Here is a 22,949-nt window from a genome sequence, read left to right on the forward strand (position 1 = left end):
TTAGCGGCTGCAAATGTACAACCTTTTTCCTTTCCTAAACAAACTTTTTATCTGGTTTTTATTAAGTTTTTTTGAAGTGAAATATACAGCGCTGAAAACGTGTAACTTATAATACATACTTCTATTTGAATTCTAACATTTAAATTTTTAAAGACTCATAAAACAATCCTTTTTTTATTTCTTCTAAAAAATAAAAGCAATCCTACATATTTTAAACTCCTGTTATAAGGAATAAGATTCTTACAAATATTTAATTCTATCACTTGAATTTGGCTTCTTAAATAATGACTCTCTTAAATACAAATCAATAACTACCTTATAACAGATGGCTTCAATCTCTTTATAAAAAATCATGTGGTATATTAATACAACTTAGAATTAGTGTTAAGCATACAATCTTAATTTTAACAAATGAACCGAGATAGAAAAATTTATGACCTACTTTGAAACATAAGCAGTCTAATTAAGCAATAACAGAAGTAATAATTTCGAATTAACTAACATCCCAATCTATTTTTAAAACTAATGAGATTCTAGTTTCGTCTTGTTCTTTCTCCTTCTGATTATTTATTTATGGTCTAAATTAAAATCAATACTGTTTTACAAACGTAGGTAGGACATGTATTTAAAACACCTAACAGTAAACGGTTAAAATAATTAATATGCGTTTTCTTCCTTTTTAAATAATATAGTATAAACGGTTCTTAGGATAATTTTAAGATCTAACATAAAACTCCAGTTTTCAATATACCAAATATCAGCCATTGCTCTATTTTTCATATCTTTTACGGTCTTTGTTTCTCCTCTAAATCCTAATATTTGCGCCCAACCAGTAACACCAGGTTTGGCAAAATGACGCACCATAAACTTATCAACCAACAAACGATATTCTTCGGTATGCTTTAACATATGTGGTCTTGGACCTACCAACGACATATTATTTAACAACACATTCACAATTTGAGGTAGTTCATCTAAGCTTGTTTTTCTTAAAATTGCTCCTACTCTTGTAATACGTTTATCATGTTTCTTTGCTTGTATGTTATCTGAATCTGCATTCACCTCCATACTTCTAAATTTGTAGCACTTGAATGTTTCTCCATCCCTACCTGTTCTTTCTTGAGCAAAAAATACAGGCCCCTTACTTGTTGATTTAATAAGAATAGCGATTAAAGGAAACAGCCAAGAAAATACAAAAACAATTAACAAACTTGAAAAGACTACATCAAAACCTCTTTTTAGGATGCGGTTGGTTAAACTTTGCAAAGGTTCCCGTCTAAATTTCAATACAGGAACATTTTCAATATAATTAATCGTGAATATTTGCGATAAATATTCTGAAAATTCGGGTATCACACTAACTCTTATTAAATTATTATCGGCATACTGTAACAATTCATTGATAAATTTGGCTTGTGTATGAGGTAACGAAATGACGATTTCTTTGGTTTTGTTTTGCTCTAAAAATTTAATAGCATCTTTTAATTTACCCTTTTTTAATGCTCCTAGCTTGCCCTTTAAAGGTGCCTCTGTAAAAATGGCTTTAATTTCATAACCATATTTTGGATCTAGATATACTGTTTTAATAAACCTTTTAATATGATTATTGAATCCTATAAATACTAACTCAGTAAACCTATACCTTTTTTTGGCACGGTACTTTTTAAAAAAGAATAGAAACAACGCTCTCCAAATAAGTACAAAAGCAGAAAATAACAAGAGCGTAGTGATAAAAAATATTCTTGAAAATTTATAATTGGTACTAAAAAACACAACTGTTGCACTTAAAAAAACAAATGCGATTAATGCTTGAGCATTTTTGGAAATTAGTTTATCTATGTATAATATTCGTGGTATTTCATACAAATTAAATTTTAGTACTAGCAATACCCAAATTGTTTCCCAAATTAAAAATAAAGTATAATAAAAGGAATCCTTGGGAGATAGAACTCCAAATTTTATATAATTAGAAATAAAAAAAGCAAATGCTAATAACAGTAAATCTACTGAAAATGAGATTGTAAGAACTACCTTTGATTTTGGTTGAGGCATCATTGTAAAAACTATTATTTATAACAGCAAAAAAACCTATTCAATTTATAGCTTGCAAGTAAAGTATTCGTATTTATGGTTGGGGTTTTAAACATCTCTTTCTTTTTTATAGGTTGACAAATATATTAATTTATTTCTTCTACTGAATACAATTAACGAAAGTATTGAAGAGTTATTTTGTTTAGTTGATATTTTTATTGATAGCGATTGGAGATTGGTTGTTTATAAAACCGTCATACCGCACTTGATGTGGTATCTGTTGTATAGGAACTAAGATGTAGAAAATCATGAATAAATTTCAGAATGACGTTCCTTAGTGAACCGTCATACAGCACTTGATTCGGTATCTGTTGTATTAGAACTAAGATGTAAAAGATCCTGAAATAAATTCAGGATGACGGTGTTTTTTTTGTGGTTGTTGTTAGTGATTGGCAGTTCACTGCTGAGCATACGAAGCAACTGTTCACTGCTCACTGTTCATCGTTCACTGCGAAGCAATTTCACACTTTAAAAGGCTAACCGCTTATATATTTTTAAAAAACCTCCAAAATTATTAGGTAACCTATTACTTAGATCAAATGATGTTCCTAATTCAATCCCTAAAGGCCAGTTTAGTAATGAAGAAATATCAACTTCAGCAAAACCAGAAAATTGCGTAGGTGTTGTTTCAAAGGTTTCATCAAACCACGCATAATAATGCACATAACTTAGCAACATATTGTAAGGTACTTTTTTATTGATAAATCCTTTTGCACCAATATTGAATGCTAAAAAACGATTGTAACTTAAATCGGGTCCTGTAGCAATACCATTTTCATCAACTTCAGTAATTATATATGGAGTTCCTAAAGTTTTACCAAAATAAGACCAACCAGATGCGTATATATAGTTTTTAAAATACTGATCCCTTCCACTTGCAGCTACAGGGTTTCCATTTTCATCGATATAATGCGGACTTGAACCACTCACATTTCTGGTATAAGTTACTTCAGCTACTATATAATTAATGAATGTTTTGTTTTTTTTCAAATCAAAAGCCAAACCATACAACGCATCTGGCCAGTTCATCAGTTCTCTTCCCGAGCGATCTTCAAAAGGATGCGACCAATAAAAATGCCAATTGAAATTATCACCTAAATGATTTAATTGAATTGAATAATTCCCCATATGATTTCCCAAGGCATTGATTTGATCTCCCTCATTTGCATTAGAGCCTCCTGCTGCTCCAAACACCATTTTTAAATAGCTATTAAAATCTTCTGGTTGTTGGACTCCATTAGGTGTTATACCTCCCCATTGCGCCCAATCATCCAATCCAACACTAAAACTAAAGGTTTCTGAAGTTTTAAAGTTGAAATGTAAACTTTTATGATGTGCATGTGTTCCATCTACAAGCCTATCATCATTCATTAAATATTCTGCATAATTTGCTTTTACTGAGAACCAATCTTTCCAAAAACCTACGGTAACAAAACCATTGGTTTCTAAATTAATACCTGGCATAGCACGCGCATTGACTGACTTTATAAAATTACCATTTGATGAAGATAATCCTTGCCATTTTACAGCGTCATTTTTATTTCCTACTGTTAATATAAGTTTCCTAAAACGAACGCTTCCATACAATTCATTTACAAAAGCTAAATTATCGGTTGCCAAATAGCCTGTAAATGAACCTTTATATGAAAAATCCCAATTTTTATGCTGATTCTTAAAAGCATGACCAACATAGGCATTAAGCGAGCCATAAGTACTATTAGGAATAGCTCCATATTGATTGGCTGTTGCCCAAAAAGGCAAAGTTGATTTGGTGGAAATACCTGAATTAACTTCTACACCTAAGTCTAAGCCAGAATGTTGCGCATAGCCAACTAAAGTTACGATATATATTAGTAAGACAATCCTTTTCATTAATTGCCTACTAATTTTAATAAATATTTTCCGTAATCATTTTTGCTAAGTGGCTGTGCCATTTCTTCTAATAATTGATCGGAAATCCAACCTTTTCTCCATGCTATTTCTTCTAAACAAGAAACCATTAGTCCTTGTCTATTTTGAATGGTTTCAATATAATTTGATGCTTCTAATAAAGATTGATGTGTGCCAGTATCTAACCAGGTAAATCCACGCCCCATTAAACTCATCTTCAATTCATTTGCATGCAAATAATGCTCATTTACCGTAGTTATTTCTAATTCTCCTCTTTTAGAGGGTTTTATGTTTTTTGCAACTTTAATTACTGAATTAGGATAAAAATACAATCCGACAACTGCAAAACTAGATTTAGGTTTTTCTGGTTTTTCTTCAATACTTATTACATTTCCTTCACTGTCAAACTCAGCAACACCATATCGCTCTGGATCATTTACATAATACCCAAAAATACTGGCTTTATTTTCTTCTTCAACATTTTTTATTGCATCGTTTAATAGCTCTGGAAACCCGTGCCCGTAAAAAATATTATCACCCAAAACTAAACAAACATTATCGTCTCCAATAAAATCTTCTCCTATTAAAAATGCTTGTGCCAAACCATCAGGAGAAGGTTGCACTTTATATGTTAAGTTAATACCCCATTGCTCACCTGTCCCTAAAAGGTTTTCAAATAATGGCATATCTTGTGGTGTAGAAATTATTAAGATATCTTTAATACCTGCCAACATTAAGGTGCTTAATGGATAATAAATCATTGGCTTGTCAAAAATTGGTAATAATTGTTTTGAAATACCTTTTGTTATAGGGTATAATCTTGTACCTGAACCTCCTGCTAAAATAATTCCTTTCATATCTATTATTTTTAATTTAAAAAAACACTATCTTTTTGTATACTGTTTTTCGTAATATTCTTGATAATTTCCACTTGTTACATTCTCCATCCACTCGACATTTTCTAAATACCAATCAATTGTTTTTTCCAATCCTTCTTCAAATTGTAAACTAGGAACCCAGTTTAACTCATTTTTTAATTTTGTGGAATCAATTGCATAACGCAAATCGTGACCTGCACGATCTTTCACATACGTTATTAATTTTTCAGAAGTTCCCTTATCTCTGCCTAATTTTTTATCTAAAATAGCACACATTACCTTAATTAAATCAATATTCGTCCATTCATTATGTCCACCAATATTGTAAGTTCCACCTACTTTTCCTTTATGAAAAATAACATCAATTGCACGTGCATGGTCTTCAACCCATAACCAATCTCTTACATTCTCTCCTTTTCCATAAACAGGTAATGGTTTGTTATTTTTGATATTATTAATAAATAATGGAATTAGCTTTTCAGGAAATTGAAAAGAGCCGTAATTATTAGAACAGTTTGAAATTAACGATGGTAAACCGTAGGTATCAAAATAAGCTCTTACAAAATGATCTGAACTTGCTTTAGATGCCGAATACGGGCTATGCGGATCATAATTTGTTGTTTCTGTAAACAAGCCTTCATCTCCTAAAGAGCCATAAACCTCATCGGTTGAAACATGGTAAAACAATTTATCCTTAAAATTATCTTTCCAAATGCTATTGGCTGCATTTAATAAATTTACCGTTCCTATTACATTTGTAAAAACAAATTCTGTTGGGTTGGTAATAGATCTATCTACATGCGATTCTGCAGCTAAATGAATTACTGCATCAAATTGGTATGCTTCAAATAATTTAAACATGGCTTCAGCATTAACAATATCTGCCTTTACAAATTCATAGTTTGGTTTGTTCTCAACATCTTTTAAATTAGCTAAATTACCTGCATAAGTTAATTTATCAAGGTTTATAACCTTATAATTAGGATATTTATTTACAAATAATCGTACTACGTGTGAACCTATAAAACCGGCGCCTCCAGTTATTAATATTGTTTTGCTTTCCATTTTATTTTTTTAATATGAATATAGATTTTCAATAAAGTTATTTATCAGCTTCATTCAATATTTGAATACATTTTTTTAAACTACTTTTCCAATGTGGAATTTCAATTCCAAAATCAGTTTTTATTTTTTCTTTATTTAACACACTAAATGAAGGTCTAGGTGCCGGTGTTGGATATTGGAAAGTTTCAATTGGATACACCCTGCACTTTAAGTTTGATAAACTCATAATTTCAACTGCAAAATCGTACCAAGAAGCAATTCCTTCATTAGAATAATGGTAAACCCCTTTTTTTGTACTACCTGCTTCTAATTGTTTAAGTATCTCTAATATGGTTTGAGCTAAATCACCCGCAAAAGTTGGTGTTCCAACCTGATCAAAAATAACATTTAGTTGATCTCTTTCAGCTCCTAATTTTTGCATTGTTTTTACAAAATTTGCACCAAAAGAAGAGTACAACCAAGCTGTTCTTATAATAATTGAATTTGAACATTCAGCCAAAACTTCCTGTTCGCCTTCTAATTTTGTACTTCCATATACACTTAAAGGATTGGGTTGATCGGTTTCCTTATATGGTAAATAATGTTTACCATCAAATACAAAATCTGTAGAAATATGAATCAATTTTATCTTATAAAGACTCGATAACTTCGCTAAATTTTTGGCTCCAAGCACGTTAACAGCATATGCAATTTCTTGATTTGATTCCGCAGGATCAACAGCTGTATAAGCGGCACAATTCACAATAGCATGAATAGATTCTTCTTTAATTAAGTTTTCAAGCAGTGCTTTATTGGTTATATCTAAATCTGGTAAATCTTTATAAATAAAATTCCAATTATTATAATTAAACGCTAACTGTTTTATTTCATTTCCTAATTGTCCGTTTGAACCTGTTATTAAAATATTCATTAATAGGTAGCTTCTTTATTAAATTGTTCAAATGTAAAATCCTTTATTTCAGTTAGTGAAGGTTGATGTTTATCTTTTTCAGATAATTGAATTACTGAATTTGGTAATAACCAATCTATATGAATTGCTGGATCATTCCAAGCGATGCCTCCGTCATGTGTTGGGGCATAATAATTATCACATTTATAGCTAAATAGTGCTGTTTTACTTAAAACTACAAATCCGTGGGCAAAACCTTGTGGCACCCATAATTGCCTTTTATTTTCTCCTGATAGTTTTTCAGCTACATATTTTCCATAAGTTGGAGAACCTAAACGAATATCAACAGCAATATCTAAAACTTCCCCTTGCATAACCCGAACCAATTTACTTTGCGTAAAAGGTGGACGTTGAAAATGCAAACCTCTTAAAACACCATATTCTGAAAAAGATTCATTGTCTTGCACAAAATTCACATTCCCTATATACTCTTTAATTTTATCTTCTCTGAATGATTCCATAAAATACCCTCTTTCATCACCATAAATTGTTGGTTCAAAAACAAGTACATCTGGTATTGAAGTTTTTATAACTTTCATTTTTGTTTTTTTATAATAATTGATTTAAAATGATTTAGGTATTGTTTGATTATTACTTCCCACGAATAGGTAGTTTTTATTTTTATAGAATTATTATCTAATAATTTTAAATTTTCGTTCTTTTTAATATCCTTTATATATGATGCTACATCTTTTTGATCTTTAAAATAAAAAGCATCACTTCCCAAAATAGACTTGTTAAAAATATTATCATTAGCACAAATTAACGAATTAGACCCCATGGCCTCTAAAAGTGATGGATTTGTTCCTCCAACAGTATGACCATGAAAATATAGATTCGAATAATAGCGTAAATTATTCAATACATTAATATCATATATTCCACCTAAAAAACAAATATTTTTATTACTCTTAAATTTATTCTTTAAAAACTCACCAAACTTTGTTTCATGGTTTCCAATTACTAATATAGGAACTTCTAACTTTGATAAAACAACACCATCAAGAATAGTTTCAATACTATTCTCTGGTTCTAATCTTGCAATTAGCATATTATAATTGTAGGAGACCACATTATATTCTTCTAATATTTCCTCATTACATTTTTCAAATAAATGAGAACCATATGGTATATAGTCCGATTCTTTACCATATTTATTTCTAATATGTTCCTGTATTCCTACTGAATCAGCAATTAAATGGTCACTATACTTTACACCTAATTTTTCAGCATATTTTAAAAAAAATTGTATTGGTTTTGAGAACTTAGTGCGTTTCCACTCTAAACCATCCATATTTGTTGTTACTATACTTTTTTTACGAGGTAATAACCACCCCCAAATGGAGCTACTTGTATATCCTAATTGTAGAATAATATCATAGTTTTTTTTTCTCGTATCCATAATACAATTAAAATCATATATAAACTGACCAACTGTACCATATTTGTGTTCAGGGTCATTACAATGAATAATTTTCACACTATTCCATTCTGATTTTTGATAAGGATGCTTATGTGAATTGTAAACTGTTACATGATGACCTTGTTTAACAAGGCCAACTGACAAATATTCTGCAAATTGTTCGAAACCCCCGTAATGGTTAGGAATACCTCTTGTCCCTATAATAGCTATTTTCATTTTACTCATTAATTAAATTTAAGTAGTTATAAAATTTATAAGCAATTTTATTCCAATTATACTTAGCTATAACACTTTTATTTATTTCTTCAAAAGGATAATCATTATCATTCAAACATAAGCTTAAAGCTTCTTCAATTTCTCCTTCATTGTTTGGATTAAATCTATATTTAAAAAAACTAAAGTCTTCCATCGCTGTTTGATTGGAACAAACTACTTTAGTATTATTTAAAGAAGCCTCTATTGGTGGAATTCCAAATCCTTCAGCTAGTGATGGAAAAACAAAACACTCTGCATAATGATAAAAAGAATGTAGTTCTTCCCAATTTAAGTTTTCGAAAAATTTAACTTTCGAATTATTATCCAATAAATTAACTTCTTTTTTTAATTCATTAAACGTTTCTATTTCAATTGCCTCTGTTTTACTTCCAACAAAGACTAACTCATAACCTTGTTTATCTAAACTAAGATTATAAAAAGCTGCTAATAATTTACTATGGTTTTTCCTAGGCTCAAATCTACTAACATATAGTATGTATTTATTAAGATTATATTTCATTTTAATATCTAAGTAATCTCCTATATAGATATCTACAGCATTAGGTGTCACAAAAATTTTATTCTTCGGTAAATTAAACTTCTTTATTAAGTCTTGCTTTGAATATTCTGAAACTGTAAGTAAGATATCTGACCTAAAAGCTGATAAATAAAATAAAACCCAATTCTTTATTCTATATTTCCATGGAAAATATTGTTTAAAATCTAAAAATAAAAGATCATGTATTGTATTTATATATTTACAACCTTTTATAATAGGTGTAACATATTGAAAATGTGCGTAGTCATATTTATTTTCTTTTATTATTTTAGGTATTTCAAAAATTAATCTTTGCCATTTTGATGTTGATTTAAGTTTGACAAATTTAAATCTAGGATCCTTAAAAATAATTTTTAGCTTTTCAATATTATTAGCACATAAACTAATTTCAAAACCTTCAACTTTAACTAATTCAGAATATAAACCTTTTATATATGAAGCCGTCCCTTGGTATGATTTATCAAAAATATGAGCATCAACTAGTATTTTCATTCTTTATTTTTCTTATAATATTCATTATATGCATTCATAATATACTGGTCTGATTTAAAACCATGATTACTCATAATCTCGCTATAACTTCCTCCTACATCAATAAAATCTATTAATTCATTGTCATTATCAATCATTTTAATGTATTTCTCAACACCTTTGTCAATAGTCCCAATTATTTTACATGGACTACCAACTACGACAGATCTAGGAGGAATTGATTTATTAATAATAGTCCCTGCTCCTATTAGAGAAGATTCTCCAATTCTAACACCAGGCAAAATAATTGAATTTACACCTATATACACATTACTCTCTATAATAATTTTACCATATTTTGTTGGTAATTTTCCAAAAATATTAGCATAGGAAGAATCATGATTCACTAATCTTACTCCTGCCGCAATTACAACTTCATCTTGAATTTCTATTAGTTCTGCACACCAAGGTTCATATAAAAAACTTCCCTTATCTACTATTTGCACATTCTTTCCTATTATAGCTCCCTGCTTTCTTAATTTATTCAAAAATATTGTATGAGGGTTATATACCCTCTTTAATTGTATTTTAATCCTTTTTAAAAAGCTCATTTTATCAATCAAATTATATTTATATACCTTTTTTCAACCCACTTAAAGGGTTAAATCCATCCTTCGAAGGTGTCAACCATGCTCCCTCTCCATACTCATTCCAAGAATAAATTAAAACGAGTCTTTCCTTAGTCAGTTTTATTTTATTCGTTTTCAACCATTCTTTTGACAATTTAATTGATCTAAAAATAGTTTCTTCAGAATACTTACCAAAGTTAGGAACTATCTTTCCTTTTTTCCATGGTGAATCATCCCAATTAAGAGTAATAGTGGGAATTATGGGTAATTTTGTTAAAGTTGAATTTGAACTCCATATATTCAATTGCTCATTCGTATTAAAATTTAAACTTCTCTTTTCATCTTCAATTGCATTCCTATAATTCTGTTTTTTCAACAACACGGAATGATCATTATAAGTAGTAAAAATATCAAAGTCTGTTTTTTTTAACTCATCGTGTATTTCTATTAAAATACTTGAGGATATTGCAATACTCACACCGGAAAATCCCTTTTTATTAACTGTTTTTCTAAAATATTTTAATGCTTTATTTAATTTACGTCTACTACCAAAACTTTCAATTAGTTTATTAAAATCATAAAAAACAATTAAAGGCCTCCCCTCCACTTTTAAATAATTTTTTTGTCTAAAAAGTTCTGTCCAATAATCGACTAAACCAGGCCAGTCTTTTTTATTTAAAGAGTAAGTCCCATGATTTACTACCATGATATTAAATTCAAACCCACTATAATCTTGTGATTGAATATAATATTTAAGAGCATTATTTAATTTATTACCTCCTATTTTTGAGTTTTCACTTTCTTTATGATACCAACAAAAAGTAAAAAACTTCAAGCCTGAGTTATACGCTAATCCAACCTGTTTTTTTACAATTTCATAAGTACTTGTTTGCCAACCCCAAATTGGTTCTCGGTTTTTATTATTAATAAGTTCTAACGTTAAATGTTTTGGAGCCCCATCCCATCCATCAAAATAATATGCTCCAAATTTTAATTTATTATAATCATTTTGGCTATTTAAATTTATAACAAAACTAAATATAAGTATAATAAATATTATTCTTTTTAACATACCTCTATTTTTTTAATAAATTATGAAGCCTAACAATTAGCTTATAATAAAGTGGCACTATTAAATTTAAGCTTGAAATTTTCTCATTCACATAAGATGGATTATTCTTTTGCCTCCCTATTAAAGTTCTATATATACATTTATCTATATAAATATTAAGATTTTTATTTAGCTCATTTTTATTTTGTAAAAACCTTTTAACAGCAATTCTAAGAAAAACATAATCATCAATTAATTTAATTGTTCTTTCTGGGCTCAAAGTCCTTGTAATAGAATTGTCTGGTTCATAAATTACTGTATTAAAACTTTGATCTAAAGTAAAGAGTCCACCGTTTTTAATAATTTTAAATAACAATTCATATTCCTGTGAAGAACTTAATCCAATTGTCCACCCATTTACTTCTTCTAATTTAGTCTTTAAATATAAATTTGCACTTGTTATACCAAGGTTTGAAGACACAAAAGATTTCCAAAAATCATTACACACATTTACTTTAAACTTTTTGTACTTATCTCCCTTAGTTTTTAAAAAACTACCTAAAACAACATGTGATGAATATTGCTCTATTAATTCAATTTGCCTTTTAATTTTACCTTCAAACAAAACATCATCAGCATCTAAAAATTGAATGTATTTTCCTTTTGCTAAATTTAATCCTGCATTTCTGGCATAAGGAGCTCCAGGTTTTGATTCAACAATTGATGTTATTATTTTTGGATGCTTCCCTACTAATTGATTAATTATTGATATTGTATTATCTTTTGAATTATTATCTATCAGTATAATTTCAAAATTCGATAATTTTTGAATAAATACACTTTCTACCGCTCTTTCTAAAAAATCTTCGGCATTAAAACAGGGTATTATTATTGAAGTATTTATATTTGAATCCATTTTTTATCTAGGTCTGTATTAAACTTTATAGAGATTATGGTATTTGCTAATAACATTTGTAATATCGTTATTTTCTAGTATATATCTATACGCATTATAGCCATATTCATCTAAAATATATTTATCCTTTATCCATTCATTATAAACCTGTTTCAGTTGTTTTTTTAAGTTTAAAAAATGCTCTTCCTCAGATGCATAATCATAACTAAAAACTTTTATATGATCTTTAACGTCCAAAACTGTTCCAATATTTGGGCATATAACCGTTTTTTTTAATGAAAATGCTAAAATAACAGATCCTGAATTTAAACTACTCGATATTGAATAAGGTAAAACTATAATATCATGGTTTCCTATTTCTTCAACCAGCTTAGAATCTTCAATAAATGATAATGATAAGTTAATGTTTTTGGTGTGCTTCACCAACTCCTTTAAACTATTTGCATATGTTTTACTATTAGGACTACCGATAATACTAAATTCAATATCACTTCCTTCAAACTCCTTTGCTGCTTTCACAATTAGCTCTATATTTTTATATTGCTTAACTGCTCCAAAAAAGAGAATTTTCAACTTCTCTCTATTTTCAACATTAGTACCTTTTTTAAAATCCTTATAAACATCAATATAATTTGGATGTGGTATATAATATATTTTATTCACAGGTTTATTATATTTTTCAACCAATATATTTCTTGAAAGATGAGAATGTATTACAATTTTATCACTAAACTTAATTAATAGCCAAGTAAGTACTCTACTATAATGTGATGCTTTATTATCGTGGCTCACTTTATTATGCATTGTCCAAATAATTTTTTTATTAAAAATTAATAAAATGACCAATTTAAATAATTGCTTCAAAAACAATAAAATTATGTTGTAAACTTTATCCCCCTGGATACCTTCAAACCAATTTAAATGAACATAAGAAGCAGAAATAAAAAACCTTGGACTTCTTATCGAATCTCCAAATGATTTAACATTAAAACCACTCTTTTTCAAACCTTCAACAATAATACTAATATATTTATTTCTTGGGTTAAAGGAGGGGTCAAAAATAATATTCATAAATATTTTTTAATTAAATTAACTTATTGATTTTATTTCTTCCAATTTTGTCTCTTTCAAAAAAACTCTAGCAAAATAACCTATCAGAATAATTATTGGAAAAACTTGGAAATTGAAAGGTGACCAACCAGTAAAACCATAAACAAAGATAGCTATTAACATTCCTGTAAATGATAAACTTAAAATATTGTCATCAAAATATTTTGTGTTTGTGTTTTTTGAGTAAAAATTAATTTTGCTTATAAAATATATGAACCAACATGAAATGCCAATTAAGCCTGTTTCTGCTAAAACAATAATATGAATGTTATGTATTGGGCTTCTTAAATAAAATGCAGAAGATTCACTACCTGTATTTGGTAAAAGATTAACATTAAATACTTGTTGCATATAGTATATATGTTCATTAATACCTACCCCAATTATTGGTGAGCCTCTCCATATTTCATATCCAATAAAATAATGAACTAAGCGATTTTGAACTTGACCTAAAGCTTCAACACCCAAAAACATTTCACTTAAAGGCGTTAAATACAAAACGAATATTGATACAAAAAAAAGAATTAAAAAAATAATGATATTTTTAATTGAAAAAATCCCTTCTTTTTTCTTACTAATTATTGTTAATAAAAGCATCACTAAAACTGCCCCCATATATGTAGTTCTTGAAAAAGTCAGCGCTATAATAAAAATATTAATTGCTAAAAACATTTTTGATTTTGTCTTTTTATAATCATTTAGAAAACTAGCATAAAAAAATATTAAGGTCAATAAACACGATAATGAAAAAGTGCCTGGATGACCAAAAACACCTACCGCTGATTTCACACCTCTCCTTAAAGACCAACTAAGACCAGAATTACCACTAAAGACTGTAACAGCAGTCTCAATACCTAATATTGGATAACAGATTGTTAACAGTAGATTTAATAATGAATACATCGCCAACCCATCATAAATACCACGTAAAATGTCTTTTCTTGACAAATTTATCTCAATTAGTTTTAACAGAAACACAAATTGAATAATAAAAAAAAACAGAGGAGTAAATGATAATGGCACAAAATTCACAGGGTTAAAATATGATATTCCACATAAAATTATAAAAACATAAAACCATATATTTTCCTTAAACACAAAAGCTTTTTTTGAAAATTTAGAAAATCCAAAAAGAATAAATATTATAACGAAAATAAATTCCGTCCCTATTTTTATACTATTATAAAAAGCACCTATAACCAAATTGTGCCCACCACCTATTTCATAACCACTAAAAAAAGTAAATAAACTTTTTCCAAAAGCAAACGGGATAATTTGGATAAATGTACTTAAAAGAATATATTTAGAATCCTCTTTCTTCTGTCTTTTTAAAAGGTATCTAATGATTCCAATTAAAACTAATACAAATATTATTATCGTTTTAAACATAAACCTATACCTAATTTCAGTATTATATGTTTTTTAAAAAAAATTCACTTTCCTTTTTCCATGCCTCTATTTCTTTGTTAATAGGACCCCATTCGATTTCCTTTGAGTATAAATAATCAAATTTAGTTTTATTAAAACCATCCATTATATGCTTTGTAAGACCCAACCTATCAAGTAAACTCTCAATTCTTTCATTCATTCCTTTGGCATCACCTGAATTAAGTAAAATAATAAAATTGACATTATTAATAATACAAAAAACCATGCCATGGAAGGATGTGGTTATAACTAAATTAGAAGTTCTTATATAATTAACCCATTCTTCAATTGAAGGTGCAACATCCCCAGAATAATCATTATTAGCAGCTGCATGAATTACATTACAATCGTTTTGCTTTTTAGCGTAATTCTTAAACTTATTTTTATCTTTTATTAAACTATTACCTAAAGTATAAATAAATATTTGTTTAATATTTTCTTTCTTATCAAATGCCTTAAGATTTAAAATATCTTCCCATTCTTTTTTATTAAATAATAGAGTTGGATCAAGAACCCATTGAGTTTTATCGTCTCCTAGTTTATTACAAATATTAACACCACTTTTTTCTCTTACACTTATTGAATCAAATGAAGGGAAATAACGACAAAACATTTTTTCTGTGTCTTCACTTAACTCCTTTTGCCCAAAACTAGCAGCGTACGCAACACGTTTAACCTTTTTATTTCCAAACCCTAATAAAAAGGCTTCAGCAGAAACATTAAAACTATTATTCCATACCTGATCACTTCCTGCTAGATAAATATCTGCTTCGGGAGGATTATTTATTAAGCAATCAAATGAATCATATTCATTTGATCCAAAAATTATATTTCGAGATTTAAAATCATCAAATTTCCTATTCCCATCATTAATCAATGATTTCTTATGTGTATTATTTAATTTATTATATATTTTAGTAAATACTTCAGGGGAAAATATTTTTTTTAAAATAGATTCTTTATGAGGTTTTCCTATTCTTTTATATTTTATTAAAAATGGAGTATGCCCTAATTTTATCAATGCTTTTTGTAATGCAAAAAGCTGTAAAATTTGCCCATAGTTATTTTTAGACTCCCAAAAAGTCATTATTCCAATCTTCATAATCTTTATTTTATTAAAAAAAACTATTTTCTCTGAATTCTTTTTATTATTCTTTTTTTACGCTGATACAAATATGTTAAATATCCTAAAATACTTAGTTTCCTTTTTATAGCAGCATCAAAAGCTAAAGAATTTTTATTTTTAGCCCAAATATACAAGCTAAAACTCCTTACTTTCATTCTATAACGTTGCACTAACTTAAAATCATTAGTAATATTATAATTAGAATGTCTTTTTGGAGGTACAAGAAAACCTCTTTTCTTAGCTCTTTTAACACGATATTTTAAGGCTGTATGTCTATGATTAAAACTTCCTTGCTGAGACATCAAAATATTTTCAAGAGAAATATTTTCTATAGTAACATCACCCTTTTTAATTCCATCTTGAATAATTATTTCTGATAAATTCGTCCTAGAAATTAACACATTAGTACCTCTCCCATCTTTATTAAAAGGATGAATCCATGCATCACCAATTGAAATATCTGCTAATTCAGTAGTTACATCATCGCAAAAATCGCAAGCATTAGCCTTAAACATTCCTGTACCCCACATATCACCTACCTCACGCATTTTTATTGTTTTTTCTTTACCGTCATCTTCATCAAGACAACCAAAAGAATAATCACTTGCGGTACTGTTTAAATCCTTTATTCTAAACTCTGGCTTACGTATGTTTTCAAGCTCAACATCAATTTTCCCTGATAAATATTCGGTAAAAAAACGGCTTTTAACACCGCCACAAATAATCCCAATTAAAAAAGGAATCTTCTCTCTAAGACTTGGATTTTTATGCTGAGCTAAACGAATAGCTTTAATAAAACAACCAACCCCTACAATTGCAACTTTGCCTTTTAATTCATTAATCTTTGGTAACACAGTAGCTAAAGTAACAGGGAAATATCTTGTTTTAGATGCATTCAATAATTCTTCTTTAGTACTAGCTATTGAATATTCATAATTTACTCCAACTTTTGTAGAGTCTTTTACTGAAAAAACATAATCAACAATATTTTCTTCCAATAGTTTAATAAAAACATAAGTGGCTAGTCCGCCAGAAGAAGAAGTTAATCTATATTGGTTTGAGTAACCTGCATAAATCCCTAAATATTTTCCGATTTTTGAATGATGTTTAGTCGCATCATTTAAATAAACATCTGCCAAATCATCTTCTGTAGTCACTTCCTTTTTAGGAATTGGGTTAAAAGGACATACATCCAGACAACCACCATCGGAATCACAAACTCCTGATATTTCTGGAATTAAAAAACCTTTATCATTCCATTTCATTTCTAGTGCATTTGATGGACATTGATAAACACAAACACCGCAGCCAATACATAAATCGTTTTTTACAACTAAGTCTATTACTTTTGGAATTTTAATCATTTAAGAAATTTTATTTTTTTATAAATATTTAAAACTAATAGGCGTTCATTTTCATTCAGTCCAAATAGAAATATAAAAACTAAATAGAAAATGAATGATAAAATTAGATTATACATGAAATGCATTTCAAAAAAGGTTAATAGTACATAACTAACAGCGACAACTCCAATAATTGGAATTATCTCTTTTCTAAACACAACGTTTACATATCTCTTTATAGATAATCCTAATTTTTCTTTTGCAAAAATTAACCTTAAAACACAAGCAATAAGTTCTATAAAAACAAAAGAAATTAACACAAAATACGAAGGAAATGAACCATATTTTATTAGAAGGTAAGCTATGGGTAAATTTAATAATAATACACTCCCAACAACTGCTTGATATAATTTTATATCTCCCGAAGCTTGCATGGCTGATTGCAAACCAATTGTTAATTGATTTGCCAAGCTTGCAAATAAAATTAAACGACAAAAAATCACTGTATTTACTGGCACTTCTTTTAGCCAAAATCCCAAAATAGATTCCATTTCAAATATTATAGGAATCGCAAATATTGAAAGTAAGAAAAAACCAAATTTACTTGCTATCATTGACAGTCTCAACATTCGCTCTCTATCATTTGCCCCTTCACTTTTCATAATTTGCGGGTTTAAAGCCCTAAGCATCGTATTTGAAAAAAACATCAATTGCGTACCAACCTGATTTGCAACACCATAAGCCGCATTTACAATTGTCCCGAAAAATATATTTAAAATTAAAGCAACCCCTTGATTTCTTCCCATTCCACACATTGCTCCAAATAAATTCCACCCTGCAAATGAGCCCAGTTCTTTTAAAAAAGTGATTTTTGGTTTTAACACTCCTTCTAAAGTACATTCCTCGTAATTTTTAAGGCAAAAAACTGCATATAAAATAAAACTAATTATTGTTATACTCGCTGTAAGCATTCCAAAAACAACTAATCTATCTGAAATGACGACATATAAAAGTAATGCCACACCAAGCTTAAGGAAAGTTTCTATTATATTAACTATTGCTACCCACAACATGTTTTCATGTGCAATTAATACACTATTAAAAGGGACAGAAACAATTGTAAAAAAAACTGTTAAGGACATATAGTGATAAATAATTTTAGCACTATCAATGCGATCGTATGGAATATTCAAAAAACCATTAAACAAGAAAAAGCCTAAAACCTCAAGAAAAACAACAACAATAAAACCAATAATAATATGAAGGAATAAACTATTCGTGAAAATTTCTTTTTGTTTTTGAATATCTCCACTTGAATGATAAAACGATAAATAGCGCTGAGTTGAAGTTGCCATTGCCGAATTAAGGAATGAAAGCATTAAAATAATTCCTGCCAACAAATTGAATATACCGTAATCGGAAGTACCAAGAGCGTCTAACACTAACCTTGTAGAATACAAGGTAATCCCCATAGTTAGTATCATTCTAGAATATAGAATGACAGTATTTAGGATTACTTTATTTGCCGGCTTCATTGTACTCTCTTTTGCAATCATTAAACTAGATTTGTTTTATGTTCTTTTTGCAAATAAAGGTTTTAAATAAAAATTTCCAAAAACAATACCTACCCCAATCATTCCTCCTAAAAAAGAATATATAACCAATATCATAATTCGCTTTGGCTTGTATTTTTCAATAGGAACCATTGCTGGTTCAAGAATTGTAAATACAGGAGTATCTTCTCTTACCTTAATGTATTGCGCTTCTAATTGCTTTGCTAATTGTGAATACACACTATATTGCAAATCGTATTCATCCTGAAGTAGTTCTAAAGTTGTTCCACCCAAAGCTGTGACAACATTTTTGTTACGATCTCTATACTTGGCTAATTTTTGCTGAGCATCTTTAAATTTCACTTCTGCCTCCGTATAACGCGAATTCATAAAATCTAATTGTTCTTTTGATTTTTGAACTTTAAAATCTATCAGGTATTTTTGCAATAATAGCTGTGTATTATACGCTAATTCAGCACTTGCAATTGGTTGAGGCATATTTGTTGATATAGTAACAAAACCGTCATTTTCATTTACTTCTAAAAAAACTTGATCTTTTAATCTTTCAATTAACTCATATTCATCTTCTGTAATTATTATTACTTGATTCTGAGAAGTGTTAAATTTTTCTTCTGAATAGCTAGTATTCTTACTCTTAAATATATTTCTTACCAGATTAGGTAATTTAATTGTATATTTCTTTACATAACCTATAAGACTTGGCCTATATATTAAGTCATAATAGTCATAAAAGCTTACCTTATCTTTTTCTCCATCAATTGTTAGTTTAGTTTTCAACAGCTCTCTTTGAAATGGAATACTACTCATTATCTGAGGATATAGGCTAGGAGGAATACCTGAATCCCCTCCAAGTCCGCCAATATTAAGGCCCGCCATTGCCGCTAACCCTCCTAAGCTCCCTTTAATTTCACTATCTGAAGATTGTGGAATAAATTTTGTGATTGATAAATATTCCTTTTCAGAAAATATAGCAACGAATAAACCAATCGCCATAAAAATTAGGGTGGTTTTTATAACTGTTTTACGACCTCCCCAGAGGGTTTTGGCGAGAGCTATCAAATCTATTTCATCTTCATCAGATGAATTCTGTTGTATTTTTGAATTTTGTTCAGTCATACTATAATACTTTTTATTTCCAAAGGAAACAGATTCCGAATCAAGTTCGGAATGACGTTCTTTATAATTTTACTTATTAACACGAGATTCCTAGCCAAGCTGAGAATGACGATAACTTCTAATTCTTAACGCATTCTAAAAACTACTAATTAACAAGCCTAAAGTTGATAGTGCAGTAGTAATTGCCAATACTTCGGTAATTGACACTTTTGATCTTTCTCCTTTATTTGGTACAACTACCATTGCTCCTGGCGCTAATTTTGGATAGGTTTTAAAAAACATGAAGTTCTTAGTAGCCTTGATATCTCCATTGGCATAAATCACATAGGATTTACTTTTTTTAGCTCTCAACGCATACCCTCCAGAAAAATTAACGTAATCTTTTAACGAATGTTTTTTATCGAAACGAATTAATGAAGGTGACAATACTTCGCCTCTAATAGAAACTGTTTGTTTTTCAGAAGGAATTGTTAATTTATCTCCTTCTTCTAAAATTAAATCGTGCTTAGAGCCTTTACCTCCAGAACTCATAATTTTGGAAAGATCTAAACCTATTTTCAATTCTTTTTCCAACACCTCTGCATTAGCTACAGAATCTTTAGCGGTTAACTGATCTAATAAGGTGATTTGAGAATTTTCAATAGCTTCACCAACTCTTCTTGATAAATATGCTCCTTCAATAAATGCATAAGGAGATAACCCGCCTGCAACATCTATCAAATCCGAAACTCGTTCATTCTTATTCACTATAGCGTAACTACCCGGATAACTAACCTCCCCAAGTACTGTTACATTTTTTTGAGTTGTGTACCCTCTTAAATAACGTACAGATACTCTATCAAAAGGTTCTAAATAAAAGTCTTTATTCTCATCGATCAATAAATTATTTGAACCAGAACGTTTGATTGATTTACTAATTGTTTCAAAACGATCATCATTAACTCTTCTAAAAACATCAATCACAGTGGCATCAGCTCCTTCTTTAAAACCTCCAGACATGGCGATTAAATCTTCTAAATGCATCTGATCCATAAACACAACAGTTTGTGGATTATTAATAGCTCCGTCAATTGAAACTGTGTAATCCTCCTTTAAACTTGCTGCGCTAAAAATTTGGATACTATCTTCTCTTTTCAATACAACATTTGAAGTTTTATCTAATATTTCAGACACTGAAAACGAAACAATTTCTTTTTTTACATCATCAATAGTTCTATAAATCAATCCTCGATCTAAAAAAGCATCTTTTGTTACTCCATCTGCTTTTTGCAACAAGTCTAATAAAGTAAGTTCTTTTGTTAATTCATAAGTTCCTGGTCTATATATTGCGCCTTCTAATTGAACTCTATTTTCATATCGGTCTAGAATTGTACCAATGGTTAATTCATCACCATCCTTCAATAAAAAATTTGGTTGTTCTTTAAAAACAATTTCATTGACTTCTTTTTGTGAGCCATTTACACGCTCAACAATAATACGGTCTTGATAAGCATCAGCTGTAAATCCACTAAAATATTTAGCTAAGTCTGAAATAGTTTCTCCTTGCTTTAACTCATACAAACCTGGTCGTTTTACATTCCCTGAAACTGTAACAATGTTTTCATAAGGCTTTACAATAATAATATCTTGATCTCTTAATAAAATGTTCCCTTCTTCAGAACCATTTATTAAATAATTATAAATATCGAACTCTTTTAAATGCTTACCTCCTCTTATAACTTGTATACTTCTAAAAGTACCATTTTCTGTAGGTCCTCCAGCAGCATATAAAGCATTTAAAACAGATGAAAGTCCGCTTAACGAATAGGTGCCAGGCACTTTAACTTCCCCAATAATATTTACTTGAACGGTACGCACATTTACCAAAGATATATCGGCATGTACTTTTTCATAACTATCACTTGAAGCAGTAATACCGCTATAAATTTTTTGTAAATAAGAAATTATTTTTGCTTTGGCTTTTTCAACAGACAAGCCACTTACATAGATAGGACCAATACTTTCAATTTTAATAGCCCCTTCGCGATTTACTTGTTTGATGTAATTGTTTTCTGCAGCTCCCCAAATATCAATCAATAGTTCGTCTCCAGGTCCTAACTCATAGGTACTTGGAGTTGCCATATTTAAATTGGGTGTGAATGAAATATTTGGATTGCTAAAAAAATCATAACCGAATAAATCATTTTTTTCAGAAGGTTCCTCAGCCCCTCCCAATAAACCAAATGTCTCAGTGCTTGAAATTTCACTAGCATCTGTTGTCTCAGTATCTGTTGAAGAAGTATCTTTAAAACGTAAAGCACTAATACGCTGCTTTAATTTTGAAATTTGACTTGCAGGCATTCCTTTTGCCTTTGCCATTACTTCCAACTGATTTAAAGTATAACCTTCTGCCTGTGCTTTATTCCAATATGTTTCAATTTGCTCATCAGACAATTCATCAATATTGATGCTTGCCATTTGAGCTTGACTTACGTTTTGGGCTATTGTTAATTGCGTTGTAAAAATAAAGATGAGCATGAAACATGCCCTCATCCAGTATCTCATAGTTGTGTTGAATTAATTTTTGCGACAAATATAGAACTATTTATCACAAATACCCTAATTAATTACTATTAACAAGCTTCCATTTTATCTATGAAAATATTTATTTTTTACTTTCTTTGACAGCTATTTCTTTGCGTAAACCACTGCTTGAAAAACGATGATCACGACCGTTATAATACAATTCAATTCCTTTTTCAATACAGTATGCTTTCCCTGTAAAATCTTTAAATTCGTATTCATCACCTACAATACGCACATCAATTTTAAAGGATTTTAAAATATCTTCCAAATCTTGCTCCATCGTATAAGGAACAATTTCATCAACAAATTTACAGCCTTTCAACTGAATATAACGTTCTACTACAGTTTGTATCGGCTTATTTTTTTCTGGGCGGTTAATCGTTGGATCCGTTTGTAACCCGCAAATTAAATAATCGCATTGACTTTTTGCTTCTTCTAACATTTTAATATGACCTGCATGCAATAGGTCAAAAGTACTAAAGGTAATTCCTATTTTCATTTTTTATAATA

The 22,949-nt window shown here is 29.2% G+C and carries 19 protein-coding genes; all 19 read right to left on the reverse strand.

What is annotated here, in order from left to right; translation table 11 throughout:
• Positions 1–657: 657 nt before the first annotated feature.
• Complete coding sequence (locus CHB67_RS07375; RefSeq protein ID WP_245813457.1) at positions 658–2,055, reverse strand: undecaprenyl-phosphate glucose phosphotransferase; 1,398 nt, start codon at positions 2,053–2,055, stop codon at positions 658–660.
• Positions 2,056–2,559: 504 nt separating this feature from the next.
• Positions 2,560–3,963 carry a capsule assembly Wzi family protein gene (locus tag CHB67_RS07380; RefSeq protein WP_089381127.1) on the reverse strand — a complete coding sequence of 468 codons (1,404 nt, stop codon included), beginning with the start codon at positions 3,961–3,963 and terminating at the stop codon, positions 2,560–2,562.
• Positions 3,963–4,838 carry a glucose-1-phosphate thymidylyltransferase RfbA gene (gene rfbA, locus CHB67_RS07385; RefSeq protein WP_089381128.1) on the reverse strand — a complete coding sequence of 292 codons (876 nt, stop codon included), beginning with the start codon at positions 4,836–4,838 and terminating at the stop codon, positions 3,963–3,965. Before rfbA ends, CHB67_RS07380 begins: the two co-directional genes overlap by 1 nt.
• A gap of 27 nt (positions 4,839–4,865) precedes the next feature.
• Positions 4,866–5,924, reverse strand: coding sequence for a dTDP-glucose 4,6-dehydratase (gene rfbB / locus CHB67_RS07390; protein WP_089381129.1), 1,059 nt, complete (start codon positions 5,922–5,924; stop codon positions 4,866–4,868).
• Positions 5,925–5,961: 37 nt separating this feature from the next.
• Positions 5,962–6,834 carry a dTDP-4-dehydrorhamnose reductase gene (gene rfbD, locus CHB67_RS07395; protein WP_089381130.1) on the reverse strand — a complete coding sequence of 291 codons (873 nt, stop codon included), beginning with the start codon at positions 6,832–6,834 and terminating at the stop codon, positions 5,962–5,964.
• Positions 6,834–7,412 (reverse strand): dTDP-4-dehydrorhamnose 3,5-epimerase, encoded by a 579-nt coding sequence (rfbC, locus tag CHB67_RS07400; protein WP_089381131.1) that lies wholly within the window; start codon positions 7,410–7,412, stop codon positions 6,834–6,836. Before rfbC ends, rfbD begins: the two co-directional genes overlap by 1 nt.
• Positions 7,409–8,521 carry a DUF1972 domain-containing protein gene (locus CHB67_RS07405; protein ID WP_317045696.1) on the reverse strand — a complete coding sequence of 371 codons (1,113 nt, stop codon included), beginning with the start codon at positions 8,519–8,521 and terminating at the stop codon, positions 7,409–7,411. Before CHB67_RS07405 ends, rfbC begins: the two co-directional genes overlap by 4 nt.
• Entirely contained in the window at positions 8,514–9,602 is a 1,089-nt protein-coding gene (locus CHB67_RS07410; RefSeq protein WP_089381132.1) for a glycosyltransferase family 4 protein, read from the reverse strand. The genes CHB67_RS07405 and CHB67_RS07410 overlap by 8 nt, the downstream gene beginning before the upstream one ends.
• Positions 9,599–10,129 carry an acyltransferase gene (locus CHB67_RS07415; protein ID WP_176461233.1) on the reverse strand — a complete coding sequence of 177 codons (531 nt, stop codon included), beginning with the start codon at positions 10,127–10,129 and terminating at the stop codon, positions 9,599–9,601. Before CHB67_RS07415 ends, CHB67_RS07410 begins: the two co-directional genes overlap by 4 nt.
• Before the next feature lie 82 nt (positions 10,130–10,211).
• Complete coding sequence (locus CHB67_RS07420; RefSeq protein WP_089381134.1) at positions 10,212–11,282, reverse strand: glycoside hydrolase family 99-like domain-containing protein; 1,071 nt, start codon at positions 11,280–11,282, stop codon at positions 10,212–10,214.
• A 4-nt stretch (positions 11,283–11,286) separates the two neighbouring features.
• A complete protein-coding gene (locus CHB67_RS07425; protein ID WP_089381135.1) occupies positions 11,287–12,177 on the reverse strand; it encodes a glycosyltransferase family 2 protein in 891 nt (296 codons plus the stop codon).
• 18 nt (positions 12,178–12,195) lie between these two features.
• The gene (locus CHB67_RS07430) at positions 12,196–13,248 is read right to left on the reverse strand and encodes a glycosyltransferase (protein WP_089381136.1); all 1,053 of its coding nucleotides are present in this window, start codon (positions 13,246–13,248) and stop codon (positions 12,196–12,198) included.
• Positions 13,249–13,266: 18 nt separating this feature from the next.
• Entirely contained in the window at positions 13,267–14,676 is a 1,410-nt protein-coding gene (locus CHB67_RS07435; protein ID WP_089381137.1) for an O-antigen ligase family protein, read from the reverse strand.
• Positions 14,677–14,698: 22 nt separating this feature from the next.
• On the reverse strand, positions 14,699–15,817 hold the full coding sequence (locus tag CHB67_RS07440; protein WP_089381138.1) for a polysaccharide pyruvyl transferase family protein: 1,119 nt from the start codon (positions 15,815–15,817) through the stop codon (positions 14,699–14,701).
• Positions 15,818–15,840: 23 nt separating this feature from the next.
• Positions 15,841–17,205, reverse strand: a complete 1,365-nt coding sequence (locus CHB67_RS07445; RefSeq protein ID WP_217900258.1) for a Coenzyme F420 hydrogenase/dehydrogenase, beta subunit C-terminal domain — start codon at positions 17,203–17,205, stop codon at positions 15,841–15,843.
• Entirely contained in the window at positions 17,202–18,740 is a 1,539-nt protein-coding gene (locus tag CHB67_RS07450; RefSeq protein ID WP_245813459.1) for an MATE family efflux transporter, read from the reverse strand. Before CHB67_RS07450 ends, CHB67_RS07445 begins: the two co-directional genes overlap by 4 nt.
• 15 nt (positions 18,741–18,755) lie before the next feature.
• Entirely contained in the window at positions 18,756–19,874 is a 1,119-nt protein-coding gene (locus tag CHB67_RS07455) for a Wzz/FepE/Etk N-terminal domain-containing protein (RefSeq protein ID WP_089381139.1), read from the reverse strand.
• Positions 19,875–20,009: 135 nt separating this feature from the next.
• Positions 20,010–22,391: an SLBB domain-containing protein gene (locus CHB67_RS07460; protein ID WP_217900259.1), complete on the reverse strand. Its 2,382-nt coding sequence runs from the start codon at positions 22,389–22,391 to the stop codon at positions 20,010–20,012.
• Between the two features lie 127 nt (positions 22,392–22,518).
• Positions 22,519–22,938 (reverse strand): adenylyltransferase/cytidyltransferase family protein, encoded by a 420-nt coding sequence (locus CHB67_RS07465; protein WP_089381141.1) that lies wholly within the window; start codon positions 22,936–22,938, stop codon positions 22,519–22,521.
• Positions 22,939–22,949 lie beyond the last annotated feature (11 nt).

Origin of the sequence: Lutibacter agarilyticus (assembly GCF_900188235.1) — a bacterium.
Taxonomy (GTDB): domain Bacteria; phylum Bacteroidota; class Bacteroidia; order Flavobacteriales; family Flavobacteriaceae; genus Lutibacter; species Lutibacter agarilyticus.